Annotated in this window: 18 protein-coding genes; 8 read left to right on the forward strand and 10 right to left on the reverse strand. The window is 63.9% G+C overall.

Going from position 1 to position 16,072, the window contains the following annotated elements; genetic code table 11:
- Positions 1-13: 13 nt before the first annotated feature.
- Together menB and menD are read right to left on the reverse strand one after the other, a co-directional pair.
- On the reverse strand, positions 14-874 hold the full coding sequence (gene menB / locus U9970_RS06200) for a 1,4-dihydroxy-2-naphthoyl-CoA synthase (protein ID WP_322765788.1): 861 nt from the start codon (positions 872-874) through the stop codon (positions 14-16).
- On the reverse strand, positions 871-2,625 hold the full coding sequence (gene menD / locus U9970_RS06205) for a 2-succinyl-5-enolpyruvyl-6-hydroxy-3-cyclohexene-1-carboxylic-acid synthase (RefSeq protein WP_322766047.1): 1,755 nt from the start codon (positions 2,623-2,625) through the stop codon (positions 871-873). The genes menB and menD overlap by 4 nt, the downstream gene beginning before the upstream one ends.
- A 131-nt stretch (positions 2,626-2,756) precedes the next feature.
- Here menD and lepB point away from each other — a divergent pair, with 131 nt between their 5' ends.
- Together lepB and U9970_RS06215 are read left to right on the forward strand one after the other, a co-directional pair.
- Positions 2,757-3,332, forward strand: coding sequence for a signal peptidase I (lepB, locus tag U9970_RS06210; protein ID WP_322766048.1), 576 nt, complete (start codon positions 2,757-2,759; stop codon positions 3,330-3,332).
- Between the two features lie 30 nt (positions 3,333-3,362).
- Positions 3,363-3,722 carry a DUF760 domain-containing protein gene (locus tag U9970_RS06215; RefSeq protein WP_254941274.1) on the forward strand — a complete coding sequence of 120 codons (360 nt, stop codon included), beginning with the start codon at positions 3,363-3,365 and terminating at the stop codon, positions 3,720-3,722.
- A gap of 12 nt (positions 3,723-3,734) precedes the next feature.
- Here U9970_RS06215 and U9970_RS06220 read toward each other — a convergent pair whose 3' ends face one another.
- Genes U9970_RS06220 through U9970_RS06240 form a run of 5 tightly spaced genes read right to left on the reverse strand, consistent with a single transcriptional unit; the run spans position 3,735 to position 8,920 of the window.
- Positions 3,735-4,907, reverse strand: a complete 1,173-nt coding sequence (locus tag U9970_RS06220; RefSeq protein ID WP_322765789.1) for a DUF4336 domain-containing protein — start codon at positions 4,905-4,907, stop codon at positions 3,735-3,737.
- A 2-nt stretch (positions 4,908-4,909) separates the two neighbouring features.
- Entirely contained in the window at positions 4,910-5,749 is an 840-nt protein-coding gene (locus tag U9970_RS06225) for a metal ABC transporter permease (protein ID WP_322765790.1), read from the reverse strand.
- Positions 5,746-6,507, reverse strand: coding sequence for a metal ABC transporter ATP-binding protein (locus U9970_RS06230; RefSeq protein ID WP_322765791.1), 762 nt, complete (start codon positions 6,505-6,507; stop codon positions 5,746-5,748). The genes U9970_RS06225 and U9970_RS06230 overlap by 4 nt, the downstream gene beginning before the upstream one ends.
- Positions 6,507-7,505, reverse strand: a complete 999-nt coding sequence (locus U9970_RS06235) for a metal ABC transporter substrate-binding protein (protein WP_322765792.1) — start codon at positions 7,503-7,505, stop codon at positions 6,507-6,509. Before U9970_RS06235 ends, U9970_RS06230 begins: the two co-directional genes overlap by 1 nt.
- Before the next feature lie 20 nt (positions 7,506-7,525).
- Positions 7,526-8,920 (reverse strand): YcjF family protein, encoded by a 1,395-nt coding sequence (locus tag U9970_RS06240; RefSeq protein ID WP_322765793.1) that lies wholly within the window; start codon positions 8,918-8,920, stop codon positions 7,526-7,528.
- A gap of 135 nt (positions 8,921-9,055) precedes the next feature.
- On the opposite strand from U9970_RS06240, the gene U9970_RS06245 reads away from it, so the two are divergent.
- From U9970_RS06245 to trpS, 4 genes are read left to right on the forward strand one after another with little or no spacing between them, the layout of a single operon-like run.
- Complete coding sequence (locus U9970_RS06245) at positions 9,056-9,967, forward strand: cation diffusion facilitator family transporter (protein WP_322765794.1); 912 nt, start codon at positions 9,056-9,058, stop codon at positions 9,965-9,967.
- Positions 9,960-10,487, forward strand: coding sequence for a hypothetical protein (locus U9970_RS06250; protein ID WP_322765795.1), 528 nt, complete (start codon positions 9,960-9,962; stop codon positions 10,485-10,487). The genes U9970_RS06245 and U9970_RS06250 overlap by 8 nt, the downstream gene beginning before the upstream one ends.
- 4 nt (positions 10,488-10,491) lie before the next feature.
- On the forward strand, positions 10,492-11,022 hold the full coding sequence (locus U9970_RS06255) for a hypothetical protein (protein ID WP_322766049.1): 531 nt from the start codon (positions 10,492-10,494) through the stop codon (positions 11,020-11,022).
- A 5-nt stretch (positions 11,023-11,027) separates the two neighbouring features.
- A complete protein-coding gene (trpS, locus tag U9970_RS06260) occupies positions 11,028-12,056 on the forward strand; it encodes a tryptophan--tRNA ligase (protein WP_322765796.1) in 1,029 nt (342 codons plus the stop codon).
- A gap of 16 nt (positions 12,057-12,072) precedes the next feature.
- Here the strand turns inward: trpS and U9970_RS06265 are convergent, their stop codons facing one another.
- Genes U9970_RS06265 through U9970_RS06275 form a run of 3 tightly spaced genes read right to left on the reverse strand, consistent with a single transcriptional unit; the run spans position 12,073 to position 13,183 of the window.
- Positions 12,073-12,426 (reverse strand): DUF2752 domain-containing protein, encoded by a 354-nt coding sequence (locus tag U9970_RS06265; protein ID WP_322765797.1) that lies wholly within the window; start codon positions 12,424-12,426, stop codon positions 12,073-12,075.
- On the reverse strand, positions 12,423-12,893 hold the full coding sequence (locus tag U9970_RS06270) for a TM2 domain-containing protein (protein WP_322765798.1): 471 nt from the start codon (positions 12,891-12,893) through the stop codon (positions 12,423-12,425). Before U9970_RS06270 ends, U9970_RS06265 begins: the two co-directional genes overlap by 4 nt.
- Positions 12,845-13,183 (reverse strand): DUF2605 family protein, encoded by a 339-nt coding sequence (locus tag U9970_RS06275; RefSeq protein ID WP_322765799.1) that lies wholly within the window; start codon positions 13,181-13,183, stop codon positions 12,845-12,847. The genes U9970_RS06270 and U9970_RS06275 overlap by 49 nt, the downstream gene beginning before the upstream one ends.
- A 149-nt stretch (positions 13,184-13,332) precedes the next feature.
- On the opposite strand from U9970_RS06275, the gene thrS reads away from it, so the two are divergent.
- Together thrS and U9970_RS06285 are read left to right on the forward strand one after the other, a co-directional pair.
- Entirely contained in the window at positions 13,333-15,066 is a 1,734-nt protein-coding gene (gene thrS / locus U9970_RS06280) for a threonine--tRNA ligase (protein ID WP_322766050.1), read from the forward strand.
- Positions 15,063-16,055: a glucokinase gene (locus tag U9970_RS06285; RefSeq protein ID WP_322765800.1), complete on the forward strand. Its 993-nt coding sequence runs from the start codon at positions 15,063-15,065 to the stop codon at positions 16,053-16,055. The genes thrS and U9970_RS06285 overlap by 4 nt, the downstream gene beginning before the upstream one ends.
- Positions 16,056-16,072: the final 17 nt, after the last annotated feature.

Below are 16,072 nucleotides of genomic sequence, written 5' to 3' on the forward strand. Positions count from 1 at the left end.
AATCCGTTTGTTTTCAAGGCAACCAGGGAGCATCGGAGAAGTCCGGCGGTCGCTTCTCAAGGAAGGCATTGCGCCCCTCCTGGCCCTCCTCAGTTCGATAAAAGAGATGGGTGGCCTGGCCGGCCAGCTCCTGAATTCCTGCTAATCCGTCGGTTTCAGCGTTGAAGGCAGCCTTGAGGCAGCGGATCGCCGTGGGGCTGTGCTGCAGCACCTCGCGCGCCCAGCTGATCCCCTCCGCCTCCAGCTGATCAAGGGGCACAACCCCATTCACCAAGCCCATGGCCAAAGCCTGGTCGGCCCCGTATTGACGGCAGAGAAACCAAATCTCCCGTGCCTTGCGCTGGCCCACCACCCGCGCCAAATAGCCGGCGCCAAAGCCCCCATCAAAACTGCCCACCCGCGGTCCCGTCTGGCCAAATACGGCGTTCTCAGCAGCCAGGCTCAGGTCACACAGCAGGTGCAGCACCTGGCCACCACCGATCGCGTAACCCGCCACCAGGGCAATCACCACCTTCGGCAAGCTGCGGATCAGGCGCTGCAGATCCAGCACATTGAGCCGGGGCAAACCCGACTCGTCGAGATAGCCCCCATCGCCGCGCACGCTTTGATCGCCGCCAGCGCAAAAGGCCCAGCCACCATCAGCCGCTGGGCCGGCGCCGGTAAACAACACCACCCCGACCCGAGGGTTGTCGCGGACTCGGGAAAAGGCGTCGCAAAGCTCCTGCACGGTGCGGGGCCGGAAGGCGTTGCGCTTGTGGGGGCGGTTGATCGTGATGCGGGCGATCCCCTCCTCGCATAGGTCAAAAAGAATGTCCTCGTAGGTGCCGGCGGGCTGCCACTGCACCGCTGCCGGGGTCTGGGAGGAAGGGCTCAAGGCTGCATCAGGGCTTGGGCAGCCATTCTGCGCAAGGTCTGGCGCCTGAGCGCATCGGCGCGGCGATCGCTCACCAGCTCAAGCAGCGCCAGCGGCTGCTGCAGCGCCCAGTCCAGCTGGGCTGGCAAGCCAGCTAGCTGCAGCACCCTGCGCCCCGGCACGCCATGGGCGGCAGCCAAAGCCAGGTGATCAAGCTGCTGGGGCATGGCAAACAGCCTCTCGAAATCCAGGGCCCGCTCAGGCGTGGTGCGAATCGGCAGCTGCTCAAAGATGCCGCCACCGCCGTTGTTGATCAGGATCACGGTGAGACGCCCCTTTAGTTGGCGCTGCCAAAGCCAGCCATGGCTGTCATGGAGCAGGGCCAGATCACCCGTGAGCAACACCGCCTGGCCATGGGCCTCAGCGACCCCGCAAGCGATCGAGAGGGTGCCATCGATGCCGGAGGCCCCTCGAAACCCGTAGACCGGTCGCCAGGGGGCTGCGGGATTGGCGAAGCTCTCCCAATCCCGCACTGGGCTGCTGTTGGCAAGCACCAGCGGCAAGCCGGCGGGCAGCAGGAGACCCAACTGGCGCGCCAAACAAAGCTCACTTACACCATTTTCTGCCCCATCAGCGTTTGCTAGCTGCTGATCTAGCCAGAGCTGTAGGTGCTGCTCCCGCTGCCGCCAGCGGGCTCCAAACTGCAGGGCCTCGCCACTGGGGCCACCAGCCCAAAAAGCTGGCGGCAAGCTGGCACTCCAGCCGGCAAGTCCGGCGGCGCTCTGCTGGCAACCGCTGCCGTGCCCTCCGCCGCCTAGCGGATCAAGACATCTCGGCTCGCCCTCACTGACAAGCCACTGGAGAGCATCCTGGTCGGCCAGCCAGCGCTGCAGGCGGCGGCTGGCGGGCAAGGGGCCAAGGCGCAGCACCTGGGCTGAACGCAGCTCGGGTTCAGGAGCCTCGAGCAGTAGGTCGTAGCTGCTGATCAAATCCAGTTCAGCCAACCCCCGCAGCCCGCTGAGGCCATCGGCCAGCACGGGCCAGCCCGTGCGCCGCTGCCAGCGCACCAGAGCCTCCACATATCCAGGCCAGTTCTGGGGCAGGCCGCGCCAGGGACCAGCAACCACCACCCCTGGCTGGTCGGGATCGGGAGCGGGGCTGAAGGGCCTTGCCTGTATCCCTGATCCAGGGGTCCTCAGGCTCAGCTCTCCCCATGGAGGGGGAGTTATATCAAGGGAAGCGTGGGCCGTTGCCTCAAGCAGCGCCGGCCCGCCTGCATGCAGGGGTTCGGCAAAGGGAAGGTTGAGGTGCACTGGCCCCGGGGCCAGGCCAGGGGGCCGGGTTGCAGACCATGCCTGGCGAGCCAGGGCAGCGATGGCAGCGTCCGTCATGGCAGCCAGTCCAGTGCCATCGCCCTGGCCAAACCAGCGCACACTGGCGGCCAGAAAGCTTTCCTGGTTCACGGTCTGGTTGGCCCCACAGCCCTTGAGCCGGCTGGGGCGATCAGCGCTAATCAGCAATAGGGGGATGGCGCCATAGTCCGCCTCCACCGCGGCGGGCAACAGGTTTGCCACAGCGGTGCCCGAGGTGGTGACAACCGCAACTGCTTTGCCAGTGGCCCTGGCCAAACCCAGGGCAAAGAAAGCGGCAGAGCGCTCGTCAATGGCGGTGTAGAGCGCCAGCCCGTGCGGCTCAAGCACACCCAGGGCTAGGGCCAGAGCACCGGAGCGACTGCCCGGACACAAGACAGCCTGGCTTAGCCCCTGCTCCATCAGGGCCTTCAGCAGCAGCAGCGCCGCCTCGAGATTGCGACGGGCCAACTCCACGCCAGGGCGGTTCAGGATGGATTGATCCAGTTTCCCCTGCACCCTTGTCGTCCTCGCCCCGCAGCAGCACTCCCAGCCTGGTCGAAACCCTGCGCCGCCAGGTGGTGCCGGTGCTGGTTTGGGTGTTGCTGGCCCTGGTGCTGCGCTGGGCGGTGCTGGAGCCCCGCTGGATTCCCTCGGGATCGATGCTCCCGGCCCTGCAACTGCAGGATCGGGTGCTGGTGGAGAAGCTGCGCGCCCGGCTGCATCGCCCCATACCAATCGGCACCGTGGTGGTCTTCCATCCCCCCGCAGCCCTGCTAGCAGCTGGCTACGACCCCAAGGCGGCCCTGATCAAGCGGGTGGTGGCACAAGCGGGCGATGCGGTGGAGGTGCGCAATGGCGTGCTGTGGCGCAACGGCAGCAAGGCGGCAATTGATTGGTCAGCCGAACCGATGGACTACCAACTGGAACCCCTCACGGTGCCCCCGGACCATCTGCTGGTTTTGGGAGACAACCGCAATGCCAGCTTGGATTCCCACCTCTGGGGGCCCCTGCCGCAAAAGGCCTTGATCGGCACAGCGGTGCTTCGTTACTGGCCCCTCAATCGGTTCGGCTGGTTACGGATCTCCGCCATGGGCCACCCCCCTACTGCGACGAATGAGCTGGGGTAAGGTGCAATGCGGATGCAGAGCACGCCGGCGATGTTCAACCCGGAGTTCCTGACCACCGATAACGAAGCGATCAGCGGTAACTCGTTGATTCAGTACCTGCAGGAGCAGTCTCCTGATGTGCTGCAAAGGGTTGCTCGCTCAGCCAGTGGCGACATCCAAGACATCATTCGCCACAACGTCCAAGGCCTGCTGGGGATGCTCCCTGGCGAGCAGTTCGAGGTCAAGATTCAGACCAACCGAGAAAACCTGGCTGGCCTGCTGGCTTCGGCGATGATGACCGGTTACTTCCTGCGCCAGATGGAACAGCGCATGGAACTGGACACGAGCCTGCTGGGCTGCGGAGACTTGGACAGCGACCTCGATGCCGACCCAGGCGAGCTCAGGCTCTGAGTTAGCTCAAACTCAGAAATCCCCTGGTGCAGGCTCCGCGGGCTGCTCCGGCACGACTCCATAGCGCAGAAGGGTTTTGTCAATGCCGCTCAGGTAAGCCCAGCTGCCGCTGTCTGGTGCCCAATCTCGCCCTTCCAGGCAGTCTGCAAGCTCCCTTAATCGCTGGGGGCTGCATGCCACCGGAGCTTGGTAATGGGCCGGCACCAGCCAGCGGATTTCGGCTTGGCCAGCCAAATTGCGGATCCAGGTCACCAGGGCGGCCCGGCAGCGGGGAAACACCAGCCGCTCCAAGACAGGCGCCACCAGAAGTGCAGCCTCAGGTCCGGGCACCAGCCGCCGGAATTCAGCCTGCCAGCCCTCCTGCCAGCGGAAGGGATAGAGGCCGAAATAGGCGCGCGGCGAGCGCACCCCCGCGGCCAGCAGGCCGGAAAGCAGCTCCCTGATTCCAGGCACCTGCAGATGGTCTGGGCGGAGATAGGAGGCAAACAACACCAGTCGCTGCCAGCCCCGCCTGCGGCAATCAGGAGTGTCCAGCAAGGGCGCATCACCGCGATCCCTGGCATGGAAAAGCAGCGGGGTCGGATCGGCATCAAATAGTTCTGGGGGTTGCTCGCTGATGGCCACTAGGGCATCGGTGAGCAGCAGGCAACCACTGGCGCGGTGCAAGCAGGCCGCCTCCATGAAGGTGCCCAGGCCTAGGTCTAGAGGCCCGAGCGGTAGCCAGTGCAGCTCATCGGCATGGGGAAGGCCCTGCTCAAACAACACCCGGGTGCGCTGGGCCGGGAACCCCAACCAGGCCAGCGGCAGCGGCAAGGGGAAGCTCCACTGCCTTGGTGTTACCCACACCTGGGCGGCAGGGAAAGCCCTTGCCATCGCCGGCACAGGCAGCTTGTGCTCGAGGCCAGAGCTGGTGGGCAGCACGATCGTGCAAACGGGCCCGTAGCGGTGTTCCAGCTCGGTAAGCGCTGCCCGCACCTCTCCAGTGGGGGGCACGGGGGCATAGAGCAACAGACCACCCCGCAAACGCACCACCGTCATCCGGATCGGCACTGCCACGTAAAACACCCCCTGGAGCTGCTCGAAACTCCAAACCTGGCCAGGGATCAATTCGCGCACCAAGGTGCGGCGGCGTCCGTAGGGGTAGAGCGGTAACAGGGGCCACCAGGGCCAGAACTGGTCCGGCATGCCTAGGGATCCTGGAGGCCTTTGCCTCTCAAGATGCCGTAACGGGGGGCCAGCAGAAAAGCCAGCAGGAACAGGCCGAACTGCACTAGAACAATGCAGCCGGCTGTGGAACTGTCACTCCAGTAGCTGATGTACACCCCCAGCAGGCTGGAGAAGACGCTGCTGGCGATGGCGATCAGGGTCATGCGATCGAAGCTATCGGTGAGCAGGTAGGCCGTAGCTCCCGGGGTGACCAGCATCGCCACCACAAGGATCACCCCCACGGTCTGCAAACCCGCCACGGCCGCCAGGGAGAGCACCGATAGCAAGGTGTAATGCAGCAGGCCGGTGTTGATGCCGATCGAGCGGGCATGGGTGGGATCGAAACAGAACAGCAGCAGATCCCGCCGCAGCACCAGCAGCACTCCCACCACCAGCGCCGATATCAACAGCGTCTGCCAGATGTCAGAGCTGGAGATGCCCAGCACGTTGCCAAACAGGATGTGGGTGAGATCGATATTGCTGCGCACCTTCGACACAAGAACCAGACCAAGGGCAAAGAAACCGGTGAACACCAGGCCAATCACCGTGTCTTCCTTGATCCGAGACTTCTGCTTGACGAAGCCGATCAAGGCCACCGATCCCACCCCGAAGACAAATGCCCCCAGGGAGAACGGCAGACCAAGGGAGTAGGCAACCACCACTCCAGGCATGACCGCATGGGAGACGGCATCGCCCATCAGGGCCCAGCCCTTGAGGGTCATGTAGCAGGAGAGCAGACCGCAGCTGCCACCAACCAGGGCACTGACCAGTAAGGCCCGCACCATGAAGGCGTGACTGAGGGGCTCCAACAGCCAGGTCATGAGCCTGTTTCTCCATCAACGCCGTTCGACACCACCAGCAGATCCGCTGGCAAACCGCCAAATGCGAGGGCTAGATTTTCGGGGGTAAACACCTTGGCCGTTTCGCCGAACGCGAGCACGGTCTTGTTAATCAAGACCACCAGATCACAGAAGTCGCGCACTTGCTCTAGGTCGTGGGTTGAGATCAGAATCGTCCTTCCCTCCTGGCGGAACTGAAAAAACAGAGCGGCCATAAGCTTCTCGGTGCGAACATCCACGCCGTTGAAGGGTTCGTCTAGCAACAGCACAGAGGCTCCCTGGGCGATGGCGCGTGCCAGAAAAGCCCGCTTGCGCTGTCCGCCGGAGAGGGACCCGATCGGCCGGTCGCTCAGATCGAGCAGCTCAACCCGGTCCAGGGCTTCCCGCACTGCGAGCCGATCCGCGGAGCGGGGCAGGCGAAGCAGGTTCATCGCACCGTATCGACCCATCATCACCACGTCCCAGACAGAGATGGGAAAACTGCAGTCGATGCCCTCGTTCTGGGGCACATACGCCACCGCCTGGTGACGCTGGGCCTGGGCAACGCTCTTACCGTTGATGAGGATGCGGCCCTTGGAGGGGCGCACAAAGCCTGTCAGGCATTTGAACAAGGTGGACTTGCCTGCGCCGTTCATACCCACGAGGCCGCAGATGCAACCGGCGGGCAGCCGCAACGAAGCATCAAACAGGGCCACGATTCCGTTGTAGTCGACGTGCAGGTGCTCGGCTTCGATGCGCATCAGCGGACAGATGCGCCAGGTCCAAGACCCTTAACGATCAGATCGACGTTGTGACGCTGCAGTTTCAGCAAGGTGGGAGCGGGGCCGGAAGCATCGGAGAGCGAATCCACGTAGAAGGTACCGCCGAAGCGGGCACCGGTGGCTCGGGCAACCTCCTGCTGGGCGTTGGCATTCACCGTGCTCTCACAGAAAACAGCGGGCACCCGACGACGGCGCACCGTTTCGATAAGGCGGGCCATACGTCGGGGGGTGACCTGGCTCTCCGCATTCACCGGCCAGAGATAGGCCTCCTCGAGCCCGTAGTCATGAGCCAGATAGGAGAAAGCACCCTCACAGCTGACCAGGAGGCGCTGGGCGGGCGGAACCCCAGCCAGGGCCTCCCGCAGGTCTGCATCCAGCTGACCCAACTGGCGCTTGTAGGCCTCGCCATTGGCCCGAAAGCTGGCAGACCCAGCCGGATCGAGGGCTGAGAAGGCCAGCACCAGACGGTTCACATAATGCTGAGCTCGCTGCGGCGACATCCAGGCATGGGGATTGGGCTTCCCGGCATAGGCATCCCCCTCAATAAACAGGGGCCTCATGCCCTCACTGAGGGTGACCTCGGCTCCATGACCAGCGGCTTGGATGAAGCGATCGGCCCAGCGCTCCAGGCCCAAACCATTACTAACAATGAGGTCTGCCCCCTGGGCGGCCTCCAGGTCGCTGGGGCTGGGTTCGTAGCCGTGAATTTCAGCCCCCAGCCGAGTGATCGAACGCACCTGCAACCGGTCACCCGCCACATTGCGGGCCATGTCGGCCAGCACGGTGAAGGTGGTCAGCACCAGGGGGCGTCCATCGCTTGATGCAGCCGATGAACGCGGTGGCGGCTGGCGGCAGCTGGTCAGCAAGCCGAGCAGCAGGGCCGGGCCGAGAAGCGCGGTGGCGGCCTGCCGGAATCTTGGATCCTGCCAAAACCTCGCGAAGGACAACGCAGCAGGAGCAAATAGGTTGGATCCCATGCAGTTCTGAGCAGCCTCCCTCAGACGCTTTCGGCCGGAAAGTCAGCCGCAGACTGGCTGCGCAACCACTGGCGCCCCTGGTCAAGGAAGCCGGCCCAATCCAGCTTTTCAGCCTCGGCGGCCCGAGCCACCAACAGGGGTGCCTGGCGTTTGATCTCGGCGAGATCCGGCTCGCTCACCCCCGCCGAGAGGGCCAACATGTCAGCCATGGACCGGGCCACAACCCGGGTGAGATAGGCGGCGCTGAGGGCCTGCAACGCCCCCCCCACCAGCCAGGTGGCGCCATGCAACTTGACCAGGCCAGTCAGAAGCTGGCTGCTCCACTCCACTACCCCCTGGGCGAGGGCTGCCTTGGCCAGTTCACTAGCGGCGGCCTGCAGTTGCTCGAAAGTCCAAGGGCAATCCCAGAGGCGAGCCATTTCGCGCAGCATTAAGCCATTAGCCACCGCAAGCACCAGCAAATCAAGGCTCGGTAGGGGCGCCGCCACCACCCCGGCCGCCACCAGCCATTGGGTGCGCCGCTGCAGCGGCAGAAAGTGCTGACGCCGCAGCTGCTCGAGATCGCACTGCCACTGGCTGTGCAATTGCTCAAGACGGCGCAGCTGGCGGCCACGGCGCAGCTCCACGCCTCCACTGGCGAGATGCCGGGCTAGGGGCGAAAGGCTGGCTGAAAGGTTCGCGGGTAGGCCATCCCAAAAAAGCAGACGGCTGGAAAGCTCCTGGCCAAGCTGGGAGCGCAATTCAGCGCTCAGAGCTTCGCGAGACTTGTCATCACTGGGGCAATCCACCAGCAGCCAGGCGGGCTGAGCTGCGGGCAGGGCCTCGAGCCAGCGCAGATCAGCGGCGGATAGAGGAGTGCGCAGATGGTGGATCAGCAGGTCGCAGGCAGCAAATACTTCAGGCCAAGACCAATCGGCACTCCAGGCCGGCAAGGGATGGGCCCAGTGAAGCTGAAGTGTCTCGGGACCACGCAGGGCCCCGATCAGATCTGGTTGCAGAGCCAGAGCCGGAGGGCAGGTACCCACCAGGGCCAACTGCAAGCCCTGCCGCTCCAGCTCCTGGCGCAGGGCTGCCAGTTGGTCCTTGCGCAACTGGCTATCAAGCTCAGCCTGGGCTGGAGCTGGCTCCCCTGCCAACCGTAAAAACTGAGCCTCAAGCTGCTCCAGGCGACCCAGCCAGCCGGGCACATCCGTGGGGGCTGGCCCCCGGGGTTGGCGGCGGCGCAGCAGCAAAGCACCCAGGCCCAGGCCAGCCAAGGTGAGGCCAGAGGCGATGGGCAGGTGGCTCAATCGCAGCAGCCCATCGAGGGCAAACCAGCCCATAACCCCGGTGCCGATAGCCGGCAGCCAAGGTTTGAGGGTCGTGGGCATGGCCTGGCGGACCATGGCTAACCCGGCGAGCTGGGGGAGGGTCACCGGCGGCGTCAACGGCGCTGGACAAGCTGAAGCATCTTTAGCTCAGCTTGAGACGCTGCGCAGGCGGCAAATGCCAATAGCTTGGGCGCGAGTCGGGGGTTTGCCTTGCCAGCTCCAGGAGTAAGGGACAACCCAATGGAGGGTCGCCAGGACACCCGCGAACAGGTGAAGCGAGTGCTGCTGGTGGCCCTGGCCGTCAACATCAGCATGACGCTGTTGAAATTGCTGCTAGGCCTCTTGAGTGGCTCACTAGCCGTGCTGGCGGATGCCATGCACAGTGCCACTGACGGATTTTCGAGCCTGTTGGGACTGGTGACCAATGGACTTTCAGATCCCGAACCAGACCGGGACCATCCCTACGGGCACCACAAGTACGAAGCGGTGGGGGCCCTGGCTATCGCAGCCTTCATCCTGTTCACTGCCTTTGAGATCCTGCAGGCCGCCATCGGGAGGCTGAGCACTGGACTACAGCCCTTGCGAATGGATAGCCGGGAGCTGCTGATATTGCTGCTCGTGCTCGGCATCAACATTCTGTTGGCTAGCTACGAGCGGGCCGAGGGGCGCAGGCTTGGCAGTCCCCTACTCAAGGCCGATGCGGCCCACACCAGCAGCGACATCTGGACAACAGCGGTGGTGCTGGTGGGCCTGGCCGGAGCGGTGTGGCTCAACCTCAGTTGGCTCGATGTCGCCCTTGCGATTCCGATGTGCTTACTGCTGGTGCGGGTGTGCTGGTCGGTGCTGCGCACCAACTTGCCCCAGTTGGTTGATCAGATCGCCATTGCCCCGGAGGCCATTCACCAGGTCGCGATGGAGGTGGCAGGGGTACTCAACTGCCACGACATCGCCAGCCGCGGGGTGCTCGGCCAGCAGGTGTTTATCGACATGCACATGGTTGTGGACGCCAATGACCTGCCAACGGCGCACCGGATCACCGAATTGGTGGAAGAGCACCTAGAGGCCCGGTTTGGTCGGGTGCGCTGCACGATCCACCTCGAACCCCGGGAATACGCCAGCGCCGCCATCACCTTTAAGGGCACCCATGGCTGAGCAGTTGCCTCAAATAACACTGAGGCAGCAGGCCCAGCTACTGGATTGGGGGGCTGAACTTCAGGCTGCTCCCAATTGGGTTGGCAGCCTGCCGGTGGCCCTGCTTGAGCGCTGCTGGCTGAGGCTGCGCCGCATATCACTGGAGCAGCTTGCCTTGGTGCTACCGCCAGATGCCAGCGCCGAAGCACCAGAGCTGGTGCGCTACCGGGCCTGGATCTCCGCCGGAGCGCCGGCCTGGTCAGCCCAGCTGCGCTGCTGGCAGGAATTCGGTCAGCCGGCCTGCCAGGAGGCGCTGCGCCACTTCTGGGGCCACCAGGAGCGAGGCAACCACGGCTGGACCTTTGCTGCCTATCTGGAGCTGCTGGAGACCTATCGAAACCAGTTTCAACCAGGGGCCGTGCGGGCCCTGCCCCTGATCGTGCTCGCCCGCAGCGGGCAGCGGGAGCCCCATCGACTGCACTGGCTCACCCCCCCCTTGGCCAGCCGATGCGGCACACTTGCCCCTGACCGCACAGGCTGAGGCGATGGCCGACGAAACCACCCCCTCTCAATCTCGCGATGACCAGGGGGGCCGTGCCGGTGGCGGCCGCCCGCCAGGCAACCGCGAACCCGGCGGATTCCGCATCCGGCTCAGCGACAACGAGATGCGTGCCGCCAGAGCAATTCAGGAGGGCTTCGCGCTGCGCTCCACGGTGGCTGCCCTGGGCTTCGCCATTCGCACGGTGGCCCAGCTTCTCGAGGATGGAAAACTCGACGAACTGGTCGCCCAACAAAGGGCCCAGGCCGGTCCCCGGGGAGATTCCCCCCGCAGTGATTCCCCCCGGGCGGAGCGCCGGCCAGGGGGTGGCGAGGGCCGGGTGATCCGCCAAGAGCGGGCACCTCGCATCGACCCGTTCGCTCGGCCTAGCAAGCCTCCTGCTCCCGTGGCAGAGCCTATCGAGTCCAGCACTGAAGAGGCTGCCCCCGAAGAGTTGGCTGCCGAAGAGCTGGCTGTAGAAGATCTGGCCCCCGAGAGCGCTGAGAGCACCGAAAACCCTGAGAGCACCGAGAGCTGAGTCCCATGGCACGGCCGAGGGTTCTGTCTGGGGTGCAACCCACCGGGGCTCTGCACCTCGGCAACTGGCTGGGTGCGATCCGCAACTGGGTTGATCTCCAGAGCAGCCACGACACTTTTTTTTGTGTGGTCGATCTTCATGCGATCACAGTTCCCCATCAGCCAGCCCAGCTCGCCGAAGACACGCTCTCAACAGCTGCTCTCTATCTCGCCTGCGGCATAGATCCCGATCGCTCAACGGTGTTCGTGCAGAGCCATGTGGGCGCCCACTGCGAACTTGCCTGGCTGCTCAACTGCGTCACCCCGCTCAATTGGCTGGAGCGGATGATCCAGTTCAAGGAAAAGGCAATCAAACAGGGAGACCAGGTGTCTGTGGGCCTATTGGACTACCCGGTGCTGATGGCTGCCGACATCCTTCTCTACGACGCTGATCTAGTGCCAGTGGGGGAGGATCAAAAGCAGCACCTTGAACTCGCCCGCGACATTGCCCAGCAGCGCATCAACGCCCGTTTTGGCAAGCGCAATCCAGACGGTGAGTTGATTCCAGTGCTCAAGGTGCCCGAGCCCTTGATCCTGCGAGAAGGGGCCCGGGTGATGAGCCTCACCGATGGCAGCTCAAAGATGAGCAAAAGTGACCCCAACGAGGGATCTCGGATCAGCTTGCTGGATCCGCCGGAACTGGTAGTCAAAAAAATCAAACGGGCCAAAACCGACCCCACCATGGGGCTGGAATTCGGCAATCCGGAGCGGCCGGAAGCGGACAATCTTCTGGGGCTCTACGCCCTGCTGGCCGGCAAAAGCCGGCAGCAGGCAGCCGAGCAGTGCAGCGCCATGGGCTGGGGCACCTTTAAGCCCTTGCTGGCAGAAGCTACCGTGGAGGCCTTAAGGCCAGTGCAGCAGCGTTATCAGGAGTGGCGCCAGCAGCCAGGAGCGGTGGCGGAGGTGCTGCGCAATGGCCAGCAAAAAGCTGCCGCTGTGGCCGATGAGACCCTCAAAAGGGTGCGGGGAACACTGGGTTTCTTGCCGCCCGCCTAGGAGCTTTATAAGCAGCTCAGGCTGGCAAAGGCTGGCCCTGGCTCCAGCCCCAAAGCCGCAGCAGCCAGTAGCCAAACGCCAGCACAGCAGCGGCACAGGCCAACTGCAGCAGCCGCCTTGGCGCCAGACGACCGCCGAAGAGAGTCCAGAGCCCTAGGGCCAGCGCTAGCCCCACCAGCACCGGGCCAAAGGCGTGCCACTCCAGGGCTTGGGCAAGGTCACCGCGCAGGGTCGCCAGCACGGAGCGCGTTAGGTAGCAGGCGGGGCAGGGAATCCCCGTGAGCTGACGCAGGGGACAACTCCACAACCCCATGGGCAGGGCCGCTCCAGCCGCCAGGCCCAGCAACAGCAAAGAACGGCGCTGTCTCAAGGCTCCTTGTAGATCACCCGACCCCGATCGTCATTGCCGACATCCAACAGCTCCGCGTGAAGCAACCGTTGGATCTCATCACGCACCTGGCGACTCTCCACCCCAGCCGGCAACTCCATCTCGACGAGGGCGTCATTAAGGGTGAAACCCAGCTCGCCGCGCCGCCTAGCCAAATGAACTAGCTGCCGCTCAACCGAGAGGGTCGAGCCCTGCAGCCGCAAAGGCAGGTTCGCCTGGTCAACCAGTTCGGGCATCAACCAGAGATCAACCAATTGGCCCACGAAGCAGAGACCAAAAGTGAGCAACCAGAGAGTGCCGCTGAGGGGCTTGCGGTTGTAAAAGCGATGCACGCCACAGACTCCCACCAGGCCCAGGGCCCAGAGCACGTAGCCGAAAGCCAGGTTGCGGCGCTCGCCCATCACGGCAGGGTCACCCCATGGCGGCGCAGGGCCGCCGAAAGATTCCACACCGACAACACCAATTGATGCCAGGGAGCCAGGGTTTCCATCTCCAGGGCCATTGGTATGGGAGCTGCCTGGCGCAAGCTTGTGGCAGCGCAGAGTTCCTTGCGGGCCTGCACCAGGTGGTCGCGCAGGATCAGCTGCTGGTCTTGGGGCATCACCGCTTCTGGGCAGTGATCTAGCAGCAGCAGGCCCCGCTCAAACCAGGAACTGAAGTCGTCGAGCAGGGACCCGAGCAGCTGATCAAGCAGGACGCCTGGGGATTGGGGCTCGGGTGTTGGAGAAGAAAAACCCATGGCCCCAGCTTAAGAGCGCTGCGTAGGATCGCTCTTCGCCCTAATTAGACGCGCGATCAGTGCCCGTGAACCCAAGCAGCTCCGAGCCAGCACCGATCGCCCTGCCCAAAACCAGCGAAAGCAACCAGCTGCTGCGCATCCGTCACTCGATGAGCCACGTGCTGGCCATGGCTGTGCAGAAGCTCTTCCCCCAGGCCCAAGTCACCATCGGGCCGTGGACCGAGAGCGGCTTCTATTACGACTTCGACAATCCCGATCCCTTCACCGAGGCCGATCTCAAGGCCATCAAGAAGGAGATGGGCAAGATCATTGGCCGCCGTCTGCCGCTTGAGCGGATCGAAGTAAGCCGCACTGAAGCCGAGGCCAGGATCAAGGCCCAAAACGAGCCATACAAGCTGGAGATTCTGGCGGGGATCAGCGAGCCGATCAGTCTCTACACCCTGGGCGAGGAGTGGTGGGACCTCTGCGCTGGGCCCCACGTGGCCAACACCAGCGAACTCAACCCCAAGGCCTTCGAGCTCGAGAGCGTCGCCGGCGCCTATTGGCGTGGCGATGAAACCAAAGCCCAGCTGCAGCGCATCTACGGCACCGCCTGGGAAAGCCCCGAGCAGCTGGCGGAACACAAGCGGCGCAAGGAAGAGGCAAAACGCCGCGACCACAGGCGTTTGGGCACCGACCTGAATCTGTTCTCGATCGAGGATGAGGCCGGGGCTGGGCTGGTGTTCTGGCATCCCCGTGGGGCTCGGATGCGCCTGTTAATCGAAGATTTTTGGCGTCAGGCCCATTTCGCAGCTGGATACGAACTGCTGTACACGCCACACGTGGCTGATATCAGCCTATGGAAAACCTCGGGCCACCTCGACTTCTATGCCGAGAGCATGTTTGGCCCCATGCAAGTCGATGAGCGGCAATACCAGCTTAAGCCGATGAACTGCCCCTTTCACGTGCTCACATATGCAAGCACCCTGCGCAGTTACCGGGAGCTACCAATTCGCTGGGCCGAGTTGGGCACCGTTTATCGCTACGAGCGCCCGGGTGTGATGCACGGCCTAATGCGGGTGCGCGGCTTCACCCAGGATGACGCCCACGTGTTTTGCCTACCAGAGCAGATCAGTGATGAAATCCTGCGCATCCTTGATCTCACGGAGGAGATCCTTTCCACCTTCGATTTCAAGACCTACGAAATAAATCTCTCCACCAGGCCGGAGAAATCAATCGGCGAAGATGCCGTGTGGGAACTGGCAACCCAAGGCCTGATCGAGGCCCTCGATCGCAAGGGATGGGCCTACAAGATCGATGAAGGCGGCGGCGCCTTCTACGGTCCCAAGATCGACCTAAAAATCGAAGATGCCATCGGGCGAATGTGGCAGTGCTCCACCATCCAGCTCGATTTCAACCTGCCAGAACGTTTCGAACTGGAGTACGTGGCCGCTGATGGCTCAAGAAGGCGCCCGATCATGATTCACCGAGCCATCTTCGGTTCGCTGGAGCGGTTTTTCGGGATCATGACCGAGAACTACGCCGGCGATTTCCCCTTCTGGCTGGCACCCGAGCAGATCCGGCTGCTGCCCGTTACCGATGAGGTGATGCCCTACGCCGAGCAGCTACTGGAGCAGCTCAAGGCCGCTGGCATCCGCGCCACTCTGGACCACTCCGGCGAGCGCCTCGGCAAGCTGATTCGCAACGGCGAGCAGATGAAAATACCTCTGCTGGGAGTAATCGGCGCCAAGGAGGCTGAAACAGGTGCCGTGAGCCTGCGCAGCAGACGCGAAGGCGACCTCGGCAACCTGAGCGCGGACGACCTGCTGGCTGCTGCAGTTACGGCAAATACCAAGCGGGCCGCCGGCCTGGGCCTGCCGGCGATCCCCACACCCGGCCAGTGACCACCCTTCTAGCTGGGGACATCGGCGGCACCAAGACCCTTCTCGCCCTCTATCAGCTGCAGGCCGGGGGTGAATTGGAGCTGCTGCGTAGTGAGCGCTACCTATCCGCCGACTGGGACGGCCTGGCCCCGATGCTGGCCACCTTTCTGGGTGCTGACCAGCCCCCTCCAGCGGCTGCCTGCCTGGCGGTGGCAGGACCGGTTGAGGCCGGCCAGGCCCAGCTAACCAACCTGCACTGGCAGCTCGATGGCTGCCAACTGGCTGCGGCCACAGGTATTGGGCGGTTTGAGCTGGTCAATGATTTCGCCGTATTGATCTACGGGTTGCCCCATCTCACCTCACAGCAACAGGCGCCAATCCGCCCTGGGGTGGCGAGGCCAGAGGCGCCCCTGCTGGTGCTAGGTGCGGGAACGGGTCTGGGGGTGGCCTACGGGGTACCAACTCTGACGGGGTTGGTGGCGGTGGCCAGCGAGGCCGCCCACGGCGAATTCGCCCCCCGCAGCCAGCAGGAATGGGAACTCAAACAGTGGCTCGCCCGCGAGCGGGGACTGGAGCGAGTCTCGATCGAGCGGGTGGTGAGCGGCACGGGCCTGGGCGAAGTGGCGCGCTGGCTGCTTCACATCCGCCACCCCGGCGGAGACCATCCCCTTTTCCCGCTAGCCGAAGGGTCGGAACTGCCCGCTGCCGTGGCCGCCAGCGCTGCCCTAGGGGAGAGCCTGGCCTGCGAGGCCTTGGAGATCTGGATGGGCTGTTACGGCAGTGTGTGTGGCGATCTGGCCCTGGCGGGTCTGAGCCGGGGAGGGGTGTGGTTGGCCGGCGGCACCGCTGGCAAATTGCTGGAAAGCCTGCGCTCGCCCACCTTTAACCAGGCATTTCTAAACAAGGGCCGGCTAGAGCCGGTGCTGGCAAGCATGCCGATCACGGCCGTGGTCGATCCGGCCATTGGCCAATTCAGCGCGGCCTGCCGGGCGCGCATGCTGCTGGCCTGAGACACTGGGCGAAGCAG

The sequence above is a fragment of the Cyanobium usitatum str. Tous genome, from assembly GCF_963920485.1.
GTDB classification, from domain to species: domain Bacteria; phylum Cyanobacteriota; class Cyanobacteriia; order PCC-6307; family Cyanobiaceae; genus Cyanobium_A; species Cyanobium_A usitatum_A.

What these genes read in the sequence shown, in the direction of transcription:
- thrS (WP_322766050.1), top strand. Translation starts at nt 13,333, where the DNA reads ATGAGCCACGTGCTGGCCATGGCTGTGCAGAAGCTCTTCCCCCAGGCC.
- U9970_RS06225 (WP_322765790.1), bottom strand. Translation starts at nt 5,749, where the DNA reads ATGACCTGGCTGTTGGAGCCCCTCAGTCACGCCTTCATGGTGCGGGCC.
- U9970_RS06245 (WP_322765794.1), top strand. Translation starts at nt 9,056, where the DNA reads ATGGAGGGTCGCCAGGACACCCGCGAACAGGTGAAGCGAGTGCTGCTG.
- U9970_RS06255 (WP_322766049.1), top strand. Translation starts at nt 10,492, where the DNA reads ATGGCCGACGAAACCACCCCCTCTCAATCTCGCGATGACCAGGGGGGC.
- U9970_RS06230 (WP_322765791.1), bottom strand. Translation starts at nt 6,507, where the DNA reads ATGCGCATCGAAGCCGAGCACCTGCACGTCGACTACAACGGAATCGTG.
- menD (WP_322766047.1), bottom strand. Translation starts at nt 2,625, where the DNA reads ATGGAGCAGGGGCTAAGCCAGGCTGTCTTGTGTCCGGGCAGTCGCTCC.
- U9970_RS06250 (WP_322765795.1), top strand. Translation starts at nt 9,960, where the DNA reads ATGGCTGAGCAGTTGCCTCAAATAACACTGAGGCAGCAGGCCCAGCTA.
- U9970_RS06275 (WP_322765799.1), bottom strand. Translation starts at nt 13,183, where the DNA reads ATGGGTTTTTCTTCTCCAACACCCGAGCCCCAATCCCCAGGCGTCCTG.
- trpS (WP_322765796.1), top strand. Translation starts at nt 11,028, where the DNA reads ATGGCACGGCCGAGGGTTCTGTCTGGGGTGCAACCCACCGGGGCTCTG.
- U9970_RS06220 (WP_322765789.1), bottom strand. Translation starts at nt 4,907, where the DNA reads ATGCCGGACCAGTTCTGGCCCTGGTGGCCCCTGTTACCGCTCTACCCC.
- U9970_RS06215 (WP_254941274.1), top strand. Translation starts at nt 3,363, where the DNA reads ATGTTCAACCCGGAGTTCCTGACCACCGATAACGAAGCGATCAGCGGT.
- U9970_RS06235 (WP_322765792.1), bottom strand. Translation starts at nt 7,505, where the DNA reads ATGGGATCCAACCTATTTGCTCCTGCTGCGTTGTCCTTCGCGAGGTTT.